The sequence below is a fragment of the Cupriavidus basilensis genome, assembly GCF_000876015.1.
GTDB lineage: Bacteria > Pseudomonadota > Gammaproteobacteria > Burkholderiales > Burkholderiaceae > Cupriavidus > Cupriavidus basilensis_B.
The window spans coordinates 36,991-53,718 of the sequence record NZ_BBQM01000012.1 but is presented as its reverse complement, the minus strand read 5'-3'; the positions used below and the strand labels follow the sequence as shown (position 1 = coordinate 53,718).

Below are 16,728 nucleotides of genomic sequence, written 5' to 3'. Positions count from 1 at the left end.
TGCTTGTATATCAGGTTGGCATACCTATTGCGTTACAGCGTGGCATGACTTTGCCCACGCCCGACCTTTCCGACAACGCCGCCCTGCCGCCGGCACTGCAAGCCGGCGCTGACGACGGCCGCGCCGCGTCCTCGGCCGAGATCGCCGAGCGCATCACGCAATCGATCCTGGCCCAGCGCCTGGCCCCCGGCACGCGCCTGGGCGAGCAGGCGCTGGCCGGGCTGTTCGGCGTGAGCCGCACGCTGGTGCGCGAGGCGCTCACGCGGCTGGCCGCGCGCGGCATCGTCACGGTGTCGTCGCGGCGCGGCTGGTTCGTGATCGAGCCGTCGCGCCAGGAAGCCCGCCAGGCCTTTGCCGCGCGGCGCGCCATCGAACTCGGGCTGCTGCGCTACGCGCCGCCGCTCACCGCCCAGGCCATCGGCCGGCTGCAGGAACACGTGGCGCAGGAAGAGCGCGCGCTGGCGGCCGACGACGCCGCGCTGCGCAGCTACCTGCTGGGCGACTTCCACGTGTGCCTGGGCGAATGCGCGGGCAACGTGCTGCTGGCCGACACGCTGCGCGACCTGACCGCGCGCACCACGCTGATCGCCATGCGCTACCAGTCCAGCCACCAGGCCCACGCCTCGTGCGCCGACCATGCGCAGATCGTGGCGGCGCTGGCGCGCGGCGACACCGAGCAGGCCATCGCGCTGATGGACGCCCATCTCGGCGACGTCGAAGCCGGCCTGAGCGCGGCCACGCCCGACGACCGCCCCGACCCGCTGCGCCAGGCATTGCGCCCGCTCGGGCGCGGCAACTGAGCGCCCCGGACCCGTCTCCCCTTCACCCCAACCCAAACGGCAAGCTAGCAAGGACCCCCAATGAAGCTCTCCAGACTCCTCCTCGGCCTCGGCGCCACCGCGCTCGCCTTCACCATGCACGCCGCCAGCGCCGAAGCGCTCGACGATGTGGTCAAGGCCGGCGTGCTCAAGGTTGCGGTGCCGCAGGACTTCCCGCCGTTCGGCTCGGTCAGCGCCGACATGAAGCCGCAAGGCCTGGACATCGACGTGGCCGCGCTGATCGCCAGGAAGATGGGCGTCAAGCTGGAACTGGTGCCGGTGACGAGCACCAACCGCGTGCCCTACCTGCAGACAAAGAAGGTGGACCTGGTGATCTCCAGCATGGGCAAGAACCCCGAGCGCGAGAAGGCCATCGACTTCAGCGAGGCCTATGCGCCCTTCTACAACGGCGTGTTCGGCCCGGCCGACCAGAAAGTCACCAGCGCGGCCGAGCTGGCCGGCAAGACCGTGGGCGTGACGCGCGGCGCGGTGGAGGACCTGGAACTGAGCAAGATCGCTCCGCCCACCGCCACCATCAAGCGCTACGAGGACAACAACGGCACCATCAGCGCCTTCCTCTCGGGCCAGGTGCAGCTGGTGGCCACGGGCAACGTGGTGGCCGCGGCCATCCTGGCCAGGAACCCGCCCAAGAAGCCGGAGCCGAAATTCCTCATCAAGAACTCGCCGTGCTTCATCGGCCTGAACAAGGGCGAGCCCAAGCTGCAGGCCAAGGTCAACGCCATCCTGGCCGAGGTCAAGAAGGACGGCGAGCTCAACGCGCTGACCGTGAAGTGGCTCGGCATGCCGCTGCCCTCCACGCTCTGATGCCTCGATGCCTCGATGCCTTGATGCTCTGAAGTCCTGAAGTCCCGCCGCCCCGGACGCACCGGGGCGGCCGGTCACGCCCGCGCTCGCCGGGCGCCCACCTACGGCACCGCATGTCCTATCAATTCGACTTTCTCTCGGCCTTCGACTATGCCGGCGTGTTCGCGCACGGCATCGCCGTCACCGCCGAACTCACCGCCGTGGGCGGCGTGCTCGGGGTGGCCCTGGGCATCGCCTGCGCCTGGGCGCGCACGCAGGGGCCGGCCTGGCTGGCCGCCGTCGCCGGCGGCTACGTGGAGCTGATCCGCAATACGCCGTTCCTGATCCAGCTGTTCTTCATCTTCTTCGGCCTGCCCAGCGCGGGCGTGCACCTGGGCGAGATGACCGCCGCCATCCTGGCGATGGTCATCAACCTCGGCGCCTACAGCGCGGAGATCGTGCGCGCCGGCATCGCCGCGGTGCCGCGCGGCCAGTTCGAAGCGGGCGCCAGCCTGGCGCTGGCGCCGTTCCAGGTGTTCCGCCACGTGGTGCTGCTGCCGGCGCTGCGCAAGATCTGGCCGGCGCTGTCCAGCCAGGTGGTAATCGTCATGCTGGGCTCGGCGGTGTGCTCGCAGATCGCCGCCGAAGACCTGACCTTCGCCGCCAATTTCGTGCAGGGCCGCAACTTCCGCGCGTTCGAGGTCTACCTGCTGACCACCGGCATCTACCTGCTGCTCGCCATCGGCCTGCGCCAGGCGCTGCGCGGCATCGGCGGCCTGCTGTTCCGGAGAGCCCGATGACCGATTTCTCGACGTGGGACATCCTGCGCAACCTGCTGCTGGCCGCGCGCTGGACCGTGGTGCTGTCGCTGGTGGCCTTTATCGGCGGCGCCGCCACCGGCCTCGTGGTGCTGTTCATGCGCATCAGCCGGCGCGCGGCGGCGCGGCGCGCGGCCTGGGCCTTCATCGAAATCTTCCAGGGCACGCCGCTGCTGATGCAGTTGTTCCTGGCCTTCTTCGGGCTGGCGCTGTTCGGCGTGGAGATTCCCGCGTGGCTGGCCGCCGGCCTGGCGCTGTCGCTGTGGTCGGGCGCCTACCTGGCCGAGATCTGGCGCGGCTGCGTGGAGGCCATCCCCAGGGGGCAGTGGGAAGCCGCGGGCTGCCTGTCGCTGGGCCACGTGCAGCAGATGCGCCACGTGATCCTGCCGCAGGCGCTGCGCATCGCCATCGCGCCCACCGTGGGCTTTGTCGTGCAGATCATCAAGGGCACCGCGCTGGCGTCGATCATCGGCTTCGTCGAGCTGTCCAAGGCCGGCACCGTGATCACCAACGCCACCTTCAGCCCCTTCACCGTCTACGCGCTGGTCGCGCTGATCTATTTCGCGCTGTGCTGGCCCCTGTCCCGCTACAGCCGCCACCTGGAAAGGAAGCTCAATGTCGCTCATCGCCATTGAAAACGTCAAGAAGCGCTTCGGCGCCAACGAAGTGCTCAAGGGCATCGACCTCAAGATCGAAGCCGGCGAGGTGGTCGCCATCATCGGCAAGAGCGGCTCGGGCAAGAGCACGCTGCTACGCTGCATCAACGGCCTGGAAAGCATCGACGAAGGCAACATCACGGTGGCCGGCGCCAAGCTCGGCAGCACCGAGCTGGAGCTGCGCGCGCTGCGCCGCAAGGTCGGCATGATCTTCCAGCAGTTCAACCTGTTCCCGCACCTGAGCGCCGGGCGCAACGTCATGCTCGCGCCCACCGTGGCCGCCGGCGTGAGCGAGGCCGAGGCCCGCACCCGCGCGCGCGAATGCCTGGCCAAGGTGGCGCTGGCGGAGAAATTCGACAGCTATCCCGACCAGCTCTCCGGCGGCCAGCAGCAGCGCGTGGCCATCGCGCGCGCGCTGGCGATGCAGCCCCGCGCGCTGCTGTGCGACGAGATCACCTCGGCGCTGGACCCGGAACTGGTGATGGAGGTCTTGAACGTGGTGCGCCAGCTGGCCAGCGAAGGCATGACGCTGCTGATGGTCACGCACGAGATGCGCTTCGCGCGCGAGGTGTGCAACCGCGTGGTGTTCATGCACCAGGGCCGCGTGCACGAGGTGGGCGCGCCCGAAGACCTGTTCACGAAGCCGGCCACGCCGGAACTGCAGCAGTTCCTGGGGATGGCGGCCTGACACGGCATCGGCATCCGGCCAGCGTATGATTGGGGCGTGGCTCAATCCGGGCCCATACCGATCGACGAGACGCCCATCATCCGCTTTTGCGCACCGGCCCGCACGGAACGTCCGCGCGCCGCCGGCAGGCACCGGCCGGAACAGGTGTCCGGCCAACCGAGGCGCAACATGGCACTCAGCTTTCCCAACCCGAGCCGCAGCTACGACGCGGCCAAGCACTGCGTGTGGTTCTGGGGCTACGACAACGCGCGCGAAGTCACGTTCCTCGTCAACGATGCCGTGCTCGCCCATCTCGACCCGGCGATGGGCCCGGCCGAGCCCGAGGTGCTGGCCGCCTTCGACCGGCACCGCGAGCAGATCCTGGAGCTGGCCAGGACCCGCTACGCGGCCAGCCGCCAGAACATGTACCTGCTTTCCTGACACAGCAGCCATGCCGCCAGGCCACGAAGGGCAGACGATGGTGCCGGACATGGAAACCACCGCCACGCAGACGGAACCCGCCGGCAATACGGCCGGATACTGGCTCAGGAAGCTCGGCCCGGGACTGATCACGGGCGCCGCCGACGACGACCCGAGCGGCATCGCCACCTATTCGCAGGCGGGCGCGCAGTTCGGCTTCAACATGCTGTGGACCGTGCTCTTCACCTATCCGCTGATGGTCGGCATCCAGGTGGTCAGCGCGCGCATCGGGCGGGTGAGCGGCCACGGGCTGGCCACCAACATCCGGCGGCACTATCCGGCGTGGCTGCTGTACAGCGTGGTCGGGCTGGTGATGGTGGCCAACACCATCAACATCGGCGCGGACGTGTCGGCGATGGGCGAGGCGCTCCGGCTCATCGCCGGCGGCCCGGCGCAGCTCTACGCCGTGGTGTTCGGCGTGATCTCGCTGCTGCTGCAGGTCTTCATTCCCTACCGGCGCTACGTCCGCATCCTGAAATGGCTCACGCTCGCGCTGCTGGCATACGTGGCCACCGCCTTCGTGGTGCAGATCCCGTGGTCCCAGGTGCTGGCGAAGATGCTGGCGCCGCGCATGTCGTGGAAGCCCGAGTACGTCACCACCGTGGTGGCCGTCTTCGGCACCACCATCAGCCCCTACCTGTTCTTCTGGCAGGCCTCGCAGGAAGTGGAGGACCAGTTGGCCGACGAGCGCGCCAGGCCGCTGATCCACGCGCCCGCGCAGGCCGACGCCAACCTGCGGCGCATCAAGATCGACACCGGCATCGGCATGGGCTTCTCCAACCTGGTGGCCTTCTTCATCATCCTGACCACGGCCGTCACGCTCAACCTGCATGGCGTGACCGACATCCAGACCTCGGCGCAGGCCGCCACGGCGCTGCGCCCGATCGCCGGGGACTTCGCCTTCGTGCTGTTCAGCGCCGGCATCATCGGCACCGGCCTGCTGGCGATTCCGGTGCTGGGCGGCTCGTCCGCCTACGCCGCGGCGGGCGCCTTCCGCTGGCGCAACAGCCTGGAGCGCGCGCCGATGCAGGCCAAGCGCTTCTACGGCATCATCGCCGTCTCCACCCTGGTCGGCATCGGCCTGGGCTTCACCGAGATCGACCCGATCAAGGCGCTCTACTGGAGCGCGGTGATCAACGGCGTGGTCTCCGTGCCCATCATGGCCCTGATGATGCTGATGGCCGCGCGCGCCGACATCATGGGCCCGTTCGTCATCAGCCGGCGGCTGAAGGTGCTGGGCTGGCTGGCCACGCTGATGATGGCGGCGGCCGTGGGCGCCATGTTCGTGACCATGCGCGCGTAGCGCTGGCGGGCGGGTGGACTGAACCGCAAACCCTCAGCGGCCGTCGAAACGCGCGGCCAGCCGCTTCCTGCGGAACGCCTCGACCACGAACGCCACGAACGCCCGCGTCTTGGGCGGCAGCAGCTTCTTGTTCGGGTAGTACAGCGACACCGGCCCGTGCTCGGCGTACCAGCCCGGCAGCAGCCGCACCAGCGCCCCGCTCTCCAGCCAGCGCGCGGCATGCTGCATCGGCAGCACGGCCACGCCGAGCCCCAGCATGGCGGCGTGGGCCATCGCCTCGGGGTCGTCGAAGATCACGCGCGTGCGGCCCGCGGCCGGCGCTTCCTCGCCGACCTGGTTGCGCAGCGTCCAGGCGCGCACGCGGCCGGTGACGATGGAGCGGCGCTCGATCGCGTCGAGCCCGGCCAGCGCGGCCGGGTGCGCCGGCATGCCGCGCCCGGCCATGTAGGCGGGCGCCGCCACCACCACCATGTAGGTGGTCGCCAGCTCGCGCGCCACCAGGCCCTCGGTCAGTTCGATGCCGCCGCCGATGGCCGCATCGAAGCCGCCGCCGATCAGGTCCACCGGGCGGTTGTCGAAATGCCAGTCCGGCACGATGGCGGGATAGCGCGCCAGGAACTCCGCCAGCAGCGGCACCAGGTATTCGGTGCCGAACGCCACCGCCACGCTCACCTTGAGCACGCCGGCGGGCTTGCCGCCGTCCTGCGAGACGCTGGCGAAGGCGTCGCGCAGCGCGCCGTAGGGGTCTCCCACCCGGTGCAGGAACTGCTCGCCGCCGGCGGTCAGCGTCAGGCTGCGCGTGCTGCGCTGGAACAGGCGCAGGCCCAGGCTGGCCTCCAGCCGCGCCACGTTCTTGCTGACCGCGGCGGGCGTCACGCCGAGCCGGCGCGCGGCGGCGGAGAAGCTGCCGGTCTCGGCGCTCTGGATGAAGGATTCGAGCAGGTTGAGCGCTTCCATGCGGCCAGCTTATACCAATGGTTGAAGCAGATGATCCAGATTACGGTCTACCGGAGCCGATGTCCAGTGACCATACTTCGCTCACCTCCACTCACCCAGGAACCTCATCATGTCTGCATCCCTCTCCGGCAAGGTCGCCTTCGTCACCGGCGGCGCGCGCGGCATCGGCGCGGCGGTCGTGCGCCGGCTGGCGCGCGACGGCGCCACCGTCGCCTTCACCTATCACAGCTCCGCGGCCGGCGCCAACGAGCTGGCCGCCAGCATCGAAGCCGCGGGCGGCAGCGCCATCGCGGTCAAGGCCGACGTGGCCGACCCCGCCTCGCTCGACGGCGCCATCAACGCGGTGGCGCACCGCCTGGGCAAGATCGACATCCTCGTCAACAACGCCGGCGTGCTGCGCATGGGGCCGGTGGACAGCTTCTCGCTGGAAGACTTCGACGAGACGCTCAACGTGAACGTGCGCGCGGTGTTCGTCGCCGCCAAGGCCGTGCTGCCGCACATGGGCAACGGCGGGCGCATCATCAACATCGGCAGCTGCAACGCCGAGCGCATGCCGTTCGCCGGCGGCAGCGCCTACGCCATGAGCAAGTCCGCGCTGCAGGGCCTCGTGCAGGGCATGGCGCGCGACCTCGGTCCGCGCGGCATCACGGTCAACAACGTGCAGCCCGGCCCGACCAACACCGACATGAACCCGGAGACCGGCGACTTCGCCAACCTGATGCATGGCCTGATGGCGCTGCAGCGCCACGCCAGCACCGACGAGATCGCCGGCATGGTGGCCTACGTGGCCAGCCCCGAAGCCGGCTTCGTGACCGGCGCCAGCCTGACCATCGACGGCGGCTTCAACGCCTGAACGGTCGCGGCCGCGCGCCGCGCGCGCGGCATGTCATCTCATGCCGTGCGTCGTCTCGCCCTCCCTTTGAACGGGAGGGATCGGGCGCCCGAAGTCCTCGCTTCGCGGCCCGCCCCCGGCCCCTCGCGCCGGCGCGCGGGCGCGGGCGAGGCCGGCAGCCCGCGTCACTTGCTGCGGCCGCGGTCGCCGCCGAGCGCATCGATGATGATCATGGTGCGGTCGAGCACGCCGCGGTCATCGAAGTAGGCGCTGAAGTGGGCCGGCTGGTAGCCGCTCGCATAGAGCCGGTACGACCACGCCTCGCGCTTCATGAGCGGGTAATACTGCACCGGCTCGCGCGGCAGGCCGAAACGCTGCGCCACGTCCTGCTTGGTCCAGACGCCGGGCCGGGCTTCGTAGATCTCCTTCTCGGTCAGCATCTGGCGAAAGCTCGCCAGGTTCCCGCCGGCGTCGAAATCCGCCGCGTAGACCTCATGCCCGAGCGGCTGCTTCGAGTAGATCCAGCGGCTGGTGCCGCCGTCGAGCCGATAGGTTTCCGTGGGCGCGCCGAACGCCTGGCGCACGGTGCTCTCCGGGCTGCCGATCAGCTTCTGCGCGGTCTGCGCGGGTTCGAGCGATGCGCAGGCGCACAGCGCGGCCGCCGCCGCGCCCATGCCCAGCCATCCAGGTAAGCGATATGCCATGACCATTCCCCCAGTGTCGGCGCGGATGCGTGCGCCGGGCCTGATCGGTAAACACGCCAGCCCGGCGGAATATTCCATGCGCGGCGCCGCCGTCGCGCCGAATTTTGAGAATTCGCCGCATTGCCTTGCGCCGGCGGCAAGCCACAATCGAACACACCGCCATCGCGCCGGGGTTTCCGGCGGCGGGCGGATACGAGGCCGATGCGGGGCGGATGAGCGGCGGATGGGCGACAAATGCGCGACGGATTCGCCGGAAGCCCTTCCCGTCCCCCAGTGACAACACATCCTGTTGTAATACCATCGGTAATACAAAATCGCACGTAAAAAAGGAATACAATGGCGTCTATCCGAGTAACCATGCCAAGTGACCGCGATGACCCTGGCCGCCTCCGCTCAGCCCGCCCAGACCACCCTTTCCTTCCGCACGACGCAGGAGTTCGCCATGCAGACACGTGAATTTGCCCGCCGCGCCGGCATGTCCAGCTCGGACTACGTCCGCGAGGCCGTGCGCGAGAAAAACGAGCGCGCGATGGCCGAGCGCATGGCCTTCCTGTCGCGCCGGTTGTCGGCCCGCTCGCTGGCGGAAAACGAATCCATGGACGACAGCCTGGAGGACGGGCTTGCCTAGGCCACAACACCGGCGCGGGGAGGTCTGGGTGATCGACCTGTCCCCGCAGACCCACAAGGAGGAACCGGGCAAGGCGGGGCGCCCGGCCCTCGTCATCCAGACCGACATCCTGAACCAGGCCGGCCACCCGACCACCATCGTCCTGCCCGGCACCACCGACATCTACGAGGACGCCGGCGGCGACGGCTTTCCGCTGCGCGTGCGCGCGGGCAAGTTCGCCAAGCCGGGCGAGCCGCCCCGGGAAACCGACCTGCTGGTCGATCAGGTCCGCGCCGTGTCGAACCACCGCTTCGTCGGCAACGCGCCGATCGGGCGGGTCAGCGAAGCGCACCTCAAGCGCGTGGAAGAAGCGCTGCTGCTGCTCACCGGGCGCTAGCGCCGGCCGGGCGGCAACGGTCAGCTCCAGCCCAGCGTGAACGGCAGCAGCAAGGCGTTGACGATCAGCAGGCCATAGAAGATCGCCATGACCGCGGAGATGGCCCGGCGCCGTCCGTGGCCCGGTGCCGCGCCCCGGCCGCGCCGGCGCTGCCACGCATAGACCGCGCCCATGCCGAACGCGGCGACGCCGCCCAGCAAGGCCGGCGAAACCGGGACGCCCGAATCCGGCGGGGATGCGGCAGGCGCCGCGGCGGTGCCGGCCGGCGATGCATCCGAGGTGTCCGAAACATCCAGGACATCCGGCGCGCCGGCCTGCGCCGGCGCCAGCGCCGGTCCGGCCGGCCGCGCGCTGTCCCGCATCGCGGGCAATGGCGCCGGAGATGCCCTTTCCGCCACCGCAGGTGCAGGCACAGGCGCCGGCTTTGGCGGAACGCGCGCCACGACGCTGGCGGCGGGCTGCGCCGAAGGCGGCACGGGAAGCGCCGCGAAAGGCGATGCGGAAGAGGATGCGGAAGGCGATACGGACGATCGCGCGGATGGCGGCACGGATGGCGGCACGGAACGGAAGCGTCCCGCATCGCGCCAGCGCCACCATTCGTGATACAGGCTCTCGAGGCATGATGCAGATTCGCAGGCATCGCGCCGGGCGCGCCACGCATCGACGTCCGCATCGCGGATCGCGCCGGCGCGCAGCAGCCGCTGCTGCTCGGCGTGGATGCGCTCATAGCGGCTCGTCAGCGCTGCGTTGCCGCACCACGGGCGCTGGTTGCGCGGGCGCTCGCCCGTCACCAGCGAGCAGCGCATCCCGCTGCCGGGATCGTCGCAGCGCACCGATCCCTCGGCCGGCGCGGGCCCGCAGCCGGCGTCGGCTGCCCGTGCTCCGCCGGCGGCACACAGGCCCAAGGCAACGAGCGCGGCCAGGTGTCCTATGACCCTGTTCATCGTTGGTCCCCATCAAAGCGGCCACGCCGGCCTCAGAGAATCAACGTAGTCGATGGCCACGGGGGTGTGCAAGGGCATGGCGAACGGGGCGCGGGAGCATGCACTTTCGCCGGCGCCGCGGCGGCGCAATGCGCATCCGCCTGCGCTTGCGCGGGTGCGCTACACGCCCGGCGGCAGCTTGGAGGCCATCATCTCCCGCCGGTCGAACTTGCGCCCGTCGACGATGAACGTGCCGTCGCCGACGGCGTGGACCATGCGCTGCTCCTTGCGCTCGGGATCGATCCACGCGGCAACGGCCTCCAGCACGACGATGTCGTGCTTCTTCACGATGTCGATGACCTTGCACTCGATGTTGGCGAAGCACTCCCGGATCAGCGGCGCCTTAACGACCTTGCCGGGCACCGGCGTGAGCCTGAACCGGGCGAACTTGTCCGTGTCCGCGCCGGAGCACGTGCCGATGCCGACCACCGTGTCCAGCATGTCCACCGTCGGAATGGCGATGACGCATTCCTCGTGCTTGCGCAGCGCCGCGTAGGAGTAGTTCCACGCGCCCGTGGTCAGCGCGAACACCGGCGTGAAGTCCATCACCATCGTCCACGAGATGGTCATGATGTTGTCCTTCTGCCCATCATGGGTCGTCACCAGGACGACCGGGCCGGACTCCATCAGGGTAAAGACCTTGCTCATTTCCATTTGACGCATCGAAGGCACCTCGCGATGATTGGCAATGCACGGCGCGGCGGGCGCAGGCAAGCGCACCCGCCGGCCACTGACTCATGCTACGCAATCGCGCCCGGCCCGGCTTGCCCTGCGTCAACCTCTTTGGTCATGCCCGTCATGCCCATCGTGCCAGCCATACCCGGCCGCGTGCCGGGGCGGCAGCCCGCCCGCGGCCGTCACGCGGCGAAACACCCGCACCGCGCACAGCAGTTGCAGCCCGAGCCAGGCGTTGGCGAGCGCGAACGCCATGCCGCCGGCCAGGGCCAGCCAGCGCGGCGCCAGCGGCAGCGCCAGCAGCAGGACATAGGCGAGCAGCAGCAGGCGGGCCTGCCAATGCTGCCGCGCGGGCGCAATGATCGCCTGCATGGCCGGCACCCGCGCCGGCAGCGGCAGGCCGCGGCGCAAGTGCAGCCAGATCACGAACGGCACGATCTTGCCCGTCATGGCCGTGACCGGCAGCACCCCGCATCCGACCAGCACCGCCGTGCCGATCCACCAGGGCAGCGCGGCCACCCCGTGCAACAGCGGGGCCGCCATCGCCAGCGCCGCCGCCGCGAGCGCGCTCAGGCAGGCCGCGACCCAGAGCCGCCAGCCGGGATCATGCCGGCGCCGCGCCCGCAGCATGCCGCGCAGCCCGAGCAGGGCCAGCAGCGCCAGCAGCAGCAGGAGCGGCAGCGCGCCCACCTCCGCCAGCGCCGGCAGGTCGACCGCCACCCCGCTGTAGCCCAGCAACAGCAGCCAGATTCCCCACGGCAGGAAGGACGCCACCACGGCGGGCAGCCGCGGCGCCTGCCAGAACATCGGCACCACCGTGGCGGCGACGCCGGCGACCAGCGCGGCCAGCCAGCCCACCAGGCCCCAGGCGACGTGCAGTTGCAGCAGCGGCCGCAGCGGCAGTTGCCACTGCCCGCCGAGCACGCCGGCCAGCGCCGCGCCGGTGGCCACGGTCACGATCAGCGGCGCGCCCGCGCGCGCCAGCGTGCGCGTGGTGGCATCCGCCGCGGCCACGCGCGCGCCGGCCCGCAGCAAGGCCAGCCCGACCAGGCCCAGGAACGGCGCCCCGAGCAGGATCGCCGCGCGGAAACCGGGCAGCCAGCCGGCCACGAACCCGCTGGCCAGCCCCAGCGCGGCGCCCCCGCCCAGCAGCGCGGCCAGCGGCGCCAGCGCGGCGGTGCCGGGCACCCGCACCCCGGCGATCACCGGCATCATCTGGAACAGCGCGCCCACCATGACGGGCGCCAGCATGCCCAGCGCGAGCAGATGCACCACCGCCAGCGCGACCGGCGCGAACCGCGACGGCAGCCCGTCCGGCGGACCGAATGCCAGCAGCAGTCCCGCGGCGGCGCCAAGCCACGGTGCCGGCAGCAGGCAGCCGAGGACCACGGCGGGCCGCGGCGCGTTCTCGTATCTCAGGCGCGCGGGCTTCATGGGTGCTCCGGGAACCGGCCCGGGGTGTGGCCCGGGGTGTGGCCGAACACGGCGGGACACAAGAAAAAGCATGGCGGGCAAAGCGGCGGTTTCGGCATCGGATCAGTCCCCCGCCCGAAGCGGGAAGCAAGGCGCGGGGCAGGCGAACAGGCAAACCAGCGAACAGGCAAACCAGCAAGGCGCGGACGGCCCCGCGCCGTCCATCCCGCCGCACGCATGCTAGCCGCCGGGCCGCGGCGCCGGCTTGATCGCGGTGAAGGACCGCGCCTGCGGATTGTGCCTGCGGCAGCCGGCCCGCCGCATTCCCGCGCCTGCTTGCTCCATCTCAACCGGCGGGTTCCGCTTTCGGCCATACTTTCGGCCATACTCCACGCAGACCAGATGCAAACCACGGCCGCCTGCCTCAACCGGGACTCCACCATGCTTTCCACCACCGCCAGCCTGCCCGGCTTCGAGTCGCCGATCGAACTGCTGCTGGCCTGCCACGACAAGGTGCGGCGCTTCGCCGGCCTGTGCCCCAGGCTGGCCCGGCACGTGGCGCAGCACGGCGCGGACGAGGAGGCGCGCAGCGCGGCCGCCGGCGCGTTGCGCTATTTCCAGGTCGCCGCGCCGCTGCACCACATGGACGAGGAGGAAGACCTGTTTCCGGCGCTGCGGGAACTGGGCGACGCCGCGCTCGACGCCCGCATCGGCGAGATCGCCGCCGAGCACGGGCATCTCGGCGCATTGTGGCGCGCCGTGCAGCCGTGGCTGGAAGCGGTCTCGCAAGGGACCGCGCAGGCCGCCCCGCCGGAGCTCGACCCGTTCGCCACCGGCTATCCCGCGCATGCCTTGCGCGAGGAGCGCGAAATCTATCCCGCCGCCGACAAGCTGCCGCATGACCGGCTCGCCGAGATCGGCCGGCGCATGGCGCGGCGAAGAGGCGCGCGCTAGCGCCGCACGCGGCACAGGCGGCACAGGCGGCACGCGCGCGCCACGTCACATCCGGCCGCGGCCTGCGCGCCGGGGCGATGCAACTTGACCCACCACAAAATCCGGCGGGCCGCCGCGTGGAATCCTATGCGCTGCGAGCCGGTCGCCGCGCACGCCCTGTGCCGCTGCCGCGTGCCCCGCCATGACGGCCCGCGCCGACAGACCGACCGGTGCCACCACCGTCACCGAGACAAAGCATGCGCCACAAACTCAATCTCGACGGGCTGCTGGGCAGCCTGCCGCTTTTCCGCAACCTCGATGCCGGCCAGTTGAGCGAGCTGGCCGGTTCCTGCCGCGAGGTCAGGGTCCCCAGGCATGGCCACGTGTTCCGGCGCGGCGACGCGGCGCCGGGCCTCTACGTCGTCGCGGTCGGCCAGATCAAGCTCGCGCTGCCGTCGCTGCACGGCAACCCCGAGAAGGTCGTGGAGTTCTTCGGCCCCGGCCAGGCCTTCGGCGAGGCCGTCATGTTCCTTGACCGGCCCTACCTCGTGGATGCCCAGGCGCTGGAAGACACGCTGCTCATCCTGCTCGGCAAGAAGGACATCTTCGCCGCCATCGACCGCGACCCGTCCTTCGCGCGCCGCATGCTCGCCGGCCTGTCGATGCGCCTGCATTCGCTGGTGCAGGACATCGAGACGGTCAACCTGCAGAACGCGCAGCAGCGCGTGATCGGCTACCTGCTGAACCGCCCGCGCGAGGGCAACCTGACCCGCTTCGCCGTCAACAAGAACCTGATCGCCTCCAAGCTGGGGCTGTCGCCGGCCACGCTCTCGCGCGCGCTGCAGCGCCTCAGCGAAGCCGCCCTCATCAGCGTGGCCGGCCCCGAGGTCGTGATCCACGACGTGCAGGCGCTGCAGCTGCGGTTCGCCGCGGGTTAAGCGGAGCAGCGCGAGTTGGGCGCGGGCGGCGCGAGTCAGCCGCGCCACCTGCCATCGGCTTGTCCGCCGACAAGGCGGCCGGCGCGGGCACGCGGCAAGATCATGGTGAGGTTGCCGGGGTGCGGGGGCTTGCCCGGCGGCCTCGATGTAGTGGTACTGCTGGAAGCCTGCCCGATGATGTCCTAGGCATCGCGGGCAGGCTCTTTTTTTTCAGGACCGCCGCGCAAGCGCCGCCGCGCGGGTCCGCCACGCGCGCGCCGCGGCGGCCGTGACGGCAATGAACAGCAGCATGGCCGCCACGTTGCCGAGCGCCGCCGCGGCCTTGACCGCCGGCAGCCGGTGCCCGAAGGCCAGCCGCGCGGCCAGGGACAGGTGCAGCACCGCCAGCGGCGCGTAGAAGCCGTTGCCGAACGCCAGCCGGATGCGCGTGATGGCCGGCAGGATGACCGGCGCATGCGCCATCACCATGCTGACGATGAACCCCAGCCCCAGCGCGTGGAGCGCCGCGTCGCGCCACGGCAGCCCGGCCGCGGTGGCGGCCCATGCCGCCCCGGCCACCAGCAGCCAGCCGTAGCCGAGCAGCAGGCAGACCGCCATGTAGCGGCTCAGTCCGTGGCTGCGCACCGTGCGGCGCGCGATGTCGAACACCGCCAGCCAGATGGCGAGGCAGGCCAGCGCCACGCCATAGACGCAGCCGCCCAGCGTGCCCGCGCGCCCGTCCAGCGCCGAGCCGGCGGCGCCCAGCGCGAGCGCGGCCAGAATGGCGAGCAAGGCGCCCTGCGCGCCGCGCCGCCGGCGCATCAGGCGCGTCATCTCGAGCCGCTCGGCGGCAACCGTGACCACCAGGAACAGGAAGCACCAGGCGTTGACCGAGGCCAGCGCGCGCCCCGAGGCCAGCGCCGCGGTGCCGGCCAGCCACGCCAGCGCGGCCGCCAGCAGCAAGGCGGTGTGCGCGGCCGGCTGGCGCCGCAGCACGGCCACGCTGACGCCGACGAACGCCAGCGCGCCGCCGGCCATGAGCCACGCGCCGGCCGCGGGAAACCCCGCCACCAGCAGCAGCGCGCCCAGCCCCGACGCCAGCGGCGCGGCGAAGGCCGCGCGCCGGCCCAGCGCCACCGCCCGCTCGATGCCGATGACCGTGCCGAAGAAGCCGCCGGTCATCAGCGCGCCGTGGAACGCGAACGCCTGCCACGGCAGCCCGGCGGCGCCGGCGCCGGGCAGCGCCACGCCGGCGCGCAGCAGGCCGCCGAGCAGGCCCGCGAGCAAGGCGAGGACGGCCGGCGCCAGCACCGCGACGCGCGGCCACGCGCCGCGCCGGCGTTCGCGCGCGCGGCGCGGCGGCGCCCTCACCATCCCATCACGCGCCTGGCCGCCGCGCTCATGCGCTCGGGCGACCATGCCGGCTCCCAGCACAGTTCCAGCTCGATCGCATAGCCCAGCGGCATGGTGTCTTCGAGCTCGAACTGCACGTCGTCCAGAATCATGTCCGCCACCGGGCACGCGGCCGAGGTCATGGTCATCGTGACCTTCACCACGCCCTCCGAGACCGCCACCGCGTAGACCAGGCCCACGTCGAGGATATTCAGCGCCAGCTCGGGGTCCACCACGCGGCGCAGCGCCTCCGTGATGGGCGCGAGCCATTCCTGCGGGCCCTGGTAGTCAAAACCGCCTGTCGCATTCCATGCTTGTTCCAACGGCATGCCTGCCTCCTCCCGGATTACTGTGATGCACGCTTTCATCGTAGTACGGCCACGTCCTCCGCCTGGCCCGTACCCGCGCATCGGTTGACATGGCGCAAGCGCGCGCCGCGCTTCACGCCTCGCGCAGCGTGAAATGGCTGAAGCGCGCCGCCAGCCGGTCGACGTCGCCGCGGCCCAGCGCCGCGCCCGCGCCGCCGCGGCACGCCTGCAACGCCCAGTGCGTCACGCCGAGCGCGGCCAGCCGTGCGGCCAGCGCGTGCAGCTCGGCGACGTCGAACAGGCCGTGGTGCCAGGTGGTGCGGCACTCGCCCGCCACGCCGCTGGCCAGCCAGCGGCGCAGCGATTCCCAGGCCCGCCCGCCGCTGCCGGGCACCCGCGTGATGGCGTCGTAGCGGTGCTCGGGCGCCTTGATGTCGAGGCCGACCCAGTCGAGCGCCGGCAGCACCGCCGCCAGGCGCCCGGGATACATGCCGGCGGTGTGCAGCGCGGCCTCGAAGCCGCGCGCCCGCACCGCCGCGATGGCGCCCGGCAGCGCCGCCTGCAAGGTCGGCTCGCCGCCGGAAAACACCACGCCGTCGAGCAGGCCGCGCCGGGCCTCCAGGAAGCCCAGCACCTGCGCCCACGCCATGCCGGCGGACGCGCCGGCATCGAGCAGCGCCGGGTTGTGGCAATAGCCGCAGCGCCACGGGCAGCCCTGGCAGAACACCACGGCGGACAGGCGGCCCGGGAAGTCGATGGTCGTCAGCGCCGTCATGCCGCCGACGCGCAACGCGGCGGCGGCAGTGGCGGCGGCGGTGTCAGGCGGCAACCGCATGGGGCTCCGCGAAGAACCTGCGCTCGCGGTGCTCGCCCTGCTTGCCGGCGTTGAAGCTGGCCACCGGCCGGTGGTAGCCCATCACCCGGGTCCAGACCTCGCAGGGCTGGCGCTCCTCGTCGCGCAGCGCAACGTTGGCCGGCGGGGTGGAAAGGGAGGTGGCGGATTGTCGTGCGTGGTCGGTCATGATGCGTGCTCCGGGTTGAAAAAAGGTTGGGGGAAAGGTCGG

22 protein-coding genes are annotated in these 16,728 nt (G+C 71.2%); 13 read left to right on the top strand and 9 right to left on the bottom strand.

Annotated features, from left to right (window positions below; genetic code table 11):
- Positions 1-44: 44 nt before the first annotated feature.
- The 7 genes from KF708C_RS08050 (at position 45) to KF708C_RS08020 (ending at position 5,546) form a co-directional block, all read left to right on the top strand.
- Positions 45-800 carry a GntR family transcriptional regulator gene (locus KF708C_RS08050; RefSeq protein ID WP_020203239.1) on the top strand — a complete coding sequence of 252 codons (756 nt, stop codon included), beginning with the start codon at positions 45-47 and terminating at the stop codon, positions 798-800.
- A gap of 60 nt (positions 801-860) precedes the next feature.
- Positions 861-1,643, top strand: coding sequence for a transporter substrate-binding domain-containing protein (locus KF708C_RS08045; RefSeq protein ID WP_156173766.1), 783 nt, complete (start codon positions 861-863; stop codon positions 1,641-1,643).
- 113 nt (positions 1,644-1,756) lie between these two features.
- Positions 1,757-2,422, top strand: coding sequence for an amino acid ABC transporter permease (locus tag KF708C_RS08040; protein ID WP_020203237.1), 666 nt, complete (start codon positions 1,757-1,759; stop codon positions 2,420-2,422).
- The gene (locus tag KF708C_RS08035; protein ID WP_020203236.1) at positions 2,419-3,075 is read left to right on the top strand and encodes an amino acid ABC transporter permease; all 657 of its coding nucleotides are present in this window, start codon (positions 2,419-2,421) and stop codon (positions 3,073-3,075) included. Before KF708C_RS08040 ends, KF708C_RS08035 begins: the two co-directional genes overlap by 4 nt.
- Positions 3,056-3,784 (top strand): amino acid ABC transporter ATP-binding protein, encoded by a 729-nt coding sequence (locus KF708C_RS08030; protein ID WP_020203235.1) that lies wholly within the window; start codon positions 3,056-3,058, stop codon positions 3,782-3,784. Before KF708C_RS08035 ends, KF708C_RS08030 begins: the two co-directional genes overlap by 20 nt.
- A 168-nt stretch (positions 3,785-3,952) precedes the next feature.
- Positions 3,953-4,204 (top strand): DUF1488 domain-containing protein, encoded by a 252-nt coding sequence (locus tag KF708C_RS08025; RefSeq protein ID WP_020203234.1) that lies wholly within the window; start codon positions 3,953-3,955, stop codon positions 4,202-4,204.
- Positions 4,205-4,253: 49 nt separating this feature from the next.
- Positions 4,254-5,546: an NRAMP family divalent metal transporter gene (locus KF708C_RS08020; protein ID WP_059411838.1), complete on the top strand. Its 1,293-nt coding sequence runs from the start codon at positions 4,254-4,256 to the stop codon at positions 5,544-5,546.
- A gap of 33 nt (positions 5,547-5,579) precedes the next feature.
- Here the strand turns inward: KF708C_RS08020 and KF708C_RS08015 are convergent, their stop codons facing one another.
- Entirely contained in the window at positions 5,580-6,503 is a 924-nt protein-coding gene (locus KF708C_RS08015) for a LysR family transcriptional regulator (RefSeq protein ID WP_059411415.1), read from the bottom strand.
- A 109-nt stretch (positions 6,504-6,612) separates the two neighbouring features.
- Here KF708C_RS08015 and KF708C_RS08010 point away from each other — a divergent pair, with 109 nt between their 5' ends.
- The gene (locus KF708C_RS08010) at positions 6,613-7,356 is read left to right on the top strand and encodes an SDR family oxidoreductase (protein ID WP_020203231.1); all 744 of its coding nucleotides are present in this window, start codon (positions 6,613-6,615) and stop codon (positions 7,354-7,356) included.
- 164 nt (positions 7,357-7,520) lie between these two features.
- Here KF708C_RS08010 and KF708C_RS08005 read toward each other — a convergent pair whose 3' ends face one another.
- Positions 7,521-8,039 carry a hypothetical protein gene (locus tag KF708C_RS08005; protein WP_059411837.1) on the bottom strand — a complete coding sequence of 173 codons (519 nt, stop codon included), beginning with the start codon at positions 8,037-8,039 and terminating at the stop codon, positions 7,521-7,523.
- On the opposite strand from KF708C_RS08005, the gene KF708C_RS35550 reads away from it, so the two are divergent.
- The 3 genes from KF708C_RS35550 (at position 8,038) to KF708C_RS07995 (ending at position 9,043) form a co-directional block, all read left to right on the top strand.
- A complete protein-coding gene (locus KF708C_RS35550) occupies positions 8,038-8,316 on the top strand; it encodes a hypothetical protein (protein WP_156173765.1) in 279 nt (92 codons plus the stop codon). The two genes, KF708C_RS08005 and KF708C_RS35550, sit on opposite strands and share 2 nt — an antisense overlap.
- A gap of 96 nt (positions 8,317-8,412) precedes the next feature.
- On the top strand, positions 8,413-8,667 hold the full coding sequence (locus KF708C_RS08000; protein WP_052165880.1) for a hypothetical protein: 255 nt from the start codon (positions 8,413-8,415) through the stop codon (positions 8,665-8,667).
- Positions 8,660-9,043, top strand: a complete 384-nt coding sequence (locus tag KF708C_RS07995; protein WP_029043667.1) for a type II toxin-antitoxin system PemK/MazF family toxin — start codon at positions 8,660-8,662, stop codon at positions 9,041-9,043. The genes KF708C_RS08000 and KF708C_RS07995 overlap by 8 nt, the downstream gene beginning before the upstream one ends.
- A gap of 20 nt (positions 9,044-9,063) precedes the next feature.
- Here the strand turns inward: KF708C_RS07995 and KF708C_RS35545 are convergent, their stop codons facing one another.
- From KF708C_RS35545 to KF708C_RS07980, 3 genes are all read right to left on the bottom strand, one after another.
- Complete coding sequence (locus tag KF708C_RS35545) at positions 9,064-9,987, bottom strand: hypothetical protein (RefSeq protein WP_063922981.1); 924 nt, start codon at positions 9,985-9,987, stop codon at positions 9,064-9,066.
- A gap of 159 nt (positions 9,988-10,146) precedes the next feature.
- Positions 10,147-10,689 carry a flavin reductase family protein gene (locus KF708C_RS07985; protein ID WP_029043665.1) on the bottom strand — a complete coding sequence of 181 codons (543 nt, stop codon included), beginning with the start codon at positions 10,687-10,689 and terminating at the stop codon, positions 10,147-10,149.
- 111 nt (positions 10,690-10,800) lie between these two features.
- Positions 10,801-12,135: a hypothetical protein gene (locus tag KF708C_RS07980; protein WP_059411413.1), complete on the bottom strand. Its 1,335-nt coding sequence runs from the start codon at positions 12,133-12,135 to the stop codon at positions 10,801-10,803.
- Between the two features lie 381 nt (positions 12,136-12,516).
- Here KF708C_RS07980 and KF708C_RS07975 point away from each other — a divergent pair, with 381 nt between their 5' ends.
- Together KF708C_RS07975 and KF708C_RS07970 are read left to right on the top strand one after the other, a co-directional pair.
- Positions 12,517-13,068, top strand: a complete 552-nt coding sequence (locus KF708C_RS07975; protein ID WP_059411412.1) for a hemerythrin domain-containing protein — start codon at positions 12,517-12,519, stop codon at positions 13,066-13,068.
- 236 nt (positions 13,069-13,304) lie between these two features.
- On the top strand, positions 13,305-13,985 hold the full coding sequence (locus KF708C_RS07970; protein ID WP_020203223.1) for a Crp/Fnr family transcriptional regulator: 681 nt from the start codon (positions 13,305-13,307) through the stop codon (positions 13,983-13,985).
- 210 nt (positions 13,986-14,195) lie between these two features.
- Here the strand turns inward: KF708C_RS07970 and KF708C_RS07965 are convergent, their stop codons facing one another.
- The 4 genes from KF708C_RS07965 to nrdD all read right to left on the bottom strand — a co-directional run bounded on the left by KF708C_RS07965 (position 14,196) and on the right by nrdD (position 16,686).
- Positions 14,196-15,338, bottom strand: a complete 1,143-nt coding sequence (locus KF708C_RS07965) for a hypothetical protein (RefSeq protein ID WP_059411411.1) — start codon at positions 15,336-15,338, stop codon at positions 14,196-14,198.
- Positions 15,332-15,685, bottom strand: a complete 354-nt coding sequence (locus KF708C_RS07960; protein ID WP_020203221.1) for a metal-sulfur cluster assembly factor — start codon at positions 15,683-15,685, stop codon at positions 15,332-15,334. Before KF708C_RS07960 ends, KF708C_RS07965 begins: the two co-directional genes overlap by 7 nt.
- Before the next feature lie 112 nt (positions 15,686-15,797).
- Complete coding sequence (locus KF708C_RS07955; RefSeq protein ID WP_059411410.1) at positions 15,798-16,499, bottom strand: anaerobic ribonucleoside-triphosphate reductase activating protein; 702 nt, start codon at positions 16,497-16,499, stop codon at positions 15,798-15,800.
- Positions 16,483-16,686, bottom strand: a complete 204-nt coding sequence (gene nrdD, locus KF708C_RS07950; protein WP_059411409.1) for an anaerobic ribonucleoside-triphosphate reductase — start codon at positions 16,684-16,686, stop codon at positions 16,483-16,485. The genes KF708C_RS07955 and nrdD overlap by 17 nt, the downstream gene beginning before the upstream one ends.
- Positions 16,687-16,728: the final 42 nt, after the last annotated feature.

What these genes read in the sequence shown, in the direction of transcription:
- KF708C_RS07960 (WP_020203221.1), bottom strand. Translation starts at nt 15,685, where the DNA reads ATGCCGTTGGAACAAGCATGGAATGCGACAGGCGGTTTTGACTACCAG.
- KF708C_RS08010 (WP_020203231.1), top strand. Translation starts at nt 6,613, where the DNA reads ATGTCTGCATCCCTCTCCGGCAAGGTCGCCTTCGTCACCGGCGGCGCG.
- KF708C_RS08035 (WP_020203236.1), top strand. Translation starts at nt 2,419, where the DNA reads ATGACCGATTTCTCGACGTGGGACATCCTGCGCAACCTGCTGCTGGCC.
- KF708C_RS08020 (WP_059411838.1), top strand. Translation starts at nt 4,254, where the DNA reads ATGGAAACCACCGCCACGCAGACGGAACCCGCCGGCAATACGGCCGGA.
- KF708C_RS08015 (WP_059411415.1), bottom strand. Translation starts at nt 6,503, where the DNA reads ATGGAAGCGCTCAACCTGCTCGAATCCTTCATCCAGAGCGCCGAGACC.
- KF708C_RS08000 (WP_052165880.1), top strand. Translation starts at nt 8,413, where the DNA reads ATGACCCTGGCCGCCTCCGCTCAGCCCGCCCAGACCACCCTTTCCTTC.
- nrdD (WP_059411409.1), bottom strand. Translation starts at nt 16,686, where the DNA reads ATGACCGACCACGCACGACAATCCGCCACCTCCCTTTCCACCCCGCCG.
- KF708C_RS08025 (WP_020203234.1), top strand. Translation starts at nt 3,953, where the DNA reads ATGGCACTCAGCTTTCCCAACCCGAGCCGCAGCTACGACGCGGCCAAG.
- KF708C_RS08030 (WP_020203235.1), top strand. Translation starts at nt 3,056, where the DNA reads ATGTCGCTCATCGCCATTGAAAACGTCAAGAAGCGCTTCGGCGCCAAC.
- KF708C_RS07980 (WP_059411413.1), bottom strand. Translation starts at nt 12,135, where the DNA reads ATGAAGCCCGCGCGCCTGAGATACGAGAACGCGCCGCGGCCCGCCGTG.
- KF708C_RS08040 (WP_020203237.1), top strand. Translation starts at nt 1,757, where the DNA reads ATGTCCTATCAATTCGACTTTCTCTCGGCCTTCGACTATGCCGGCGTG.
- KF708C_RS07975 (WP_059411412.1), top strand. Translation starts at nt 12,517, where the DNA reads ATGCAAACCACGGCCGCCTGCCTCAACCGGGACTCCACCATGCTTTCC.
- KF708C_RS07965 (WP_059411411.1), bottom strand. Translation starts at nt 15,338, where the DNA reads ATGGTGAGGGCGCCGCCGCGCCGCGCGCGCGAACGCCGGCGCGGCGCG.
- KF708C_RS08050 (WP_020203239.1), top strand. Translation starts at nt 45, where the DNA reads ATGACTTTGCCCACGCCCGACCTTTCCGACAACGCCGCCCTGCCGCCG.
- KF708C_RS07985 (WP_029043665.1), bottom strand. Translation starts at nt 10,689, where the DNA reads ATGCGTCAAATGGAAATGAGCAAGGTCTTTACCCTGATGGAGTCCGGC.
- KF708C_RS08045 (WP_156173766.1), top strand. Translation starts at nt 861, where the DNA reads ATGAAGCTCTCCAGACTCCTCCTCGGCCTCGGCGCCACCGCGCTCGCC.
- KF708C_RS35550 (WP_156173765.1), top strand. Translation starts at nt 8,038, where the DNA reads ATGACCATTCCCCCAGTGTCGGCGCGGATGCGTGCGCCGGGCCTGATC.
- KF708C_RS08005 (WP_059411837.1), bottom strand. Translation starts at nt 8,039, where the DNA reads ATGGCATATCGCTTACCTGGATGGCTGGGCATGGGCGCGGCGGCGGCC.
- KF708C_RS07955 (WP_059411410.1), bottom strand. Translation starts at nt 16,499, where the DNA reads ATGCGGTTGCCGCCTGACACCGCCGCCGCCACTGCCGCCGCCGCGTTG.
- KF708C_RS35545 (WP_063922981.1), bottom strand. Translation starts at nt 9,987, where the DNA reads ATGAACAGGGTCATAGGACACCTGGCCGCGCTCGTTGCCTTGGGCCTG.
- KF708C_RS07970 (WP_020203223.1), top strand. Translation starts at nt 13,305, where the DNA reads ATGCGCCACAAACTCAATCTCGACGGGCTGCTGGGCAGCCTGCCGCTT.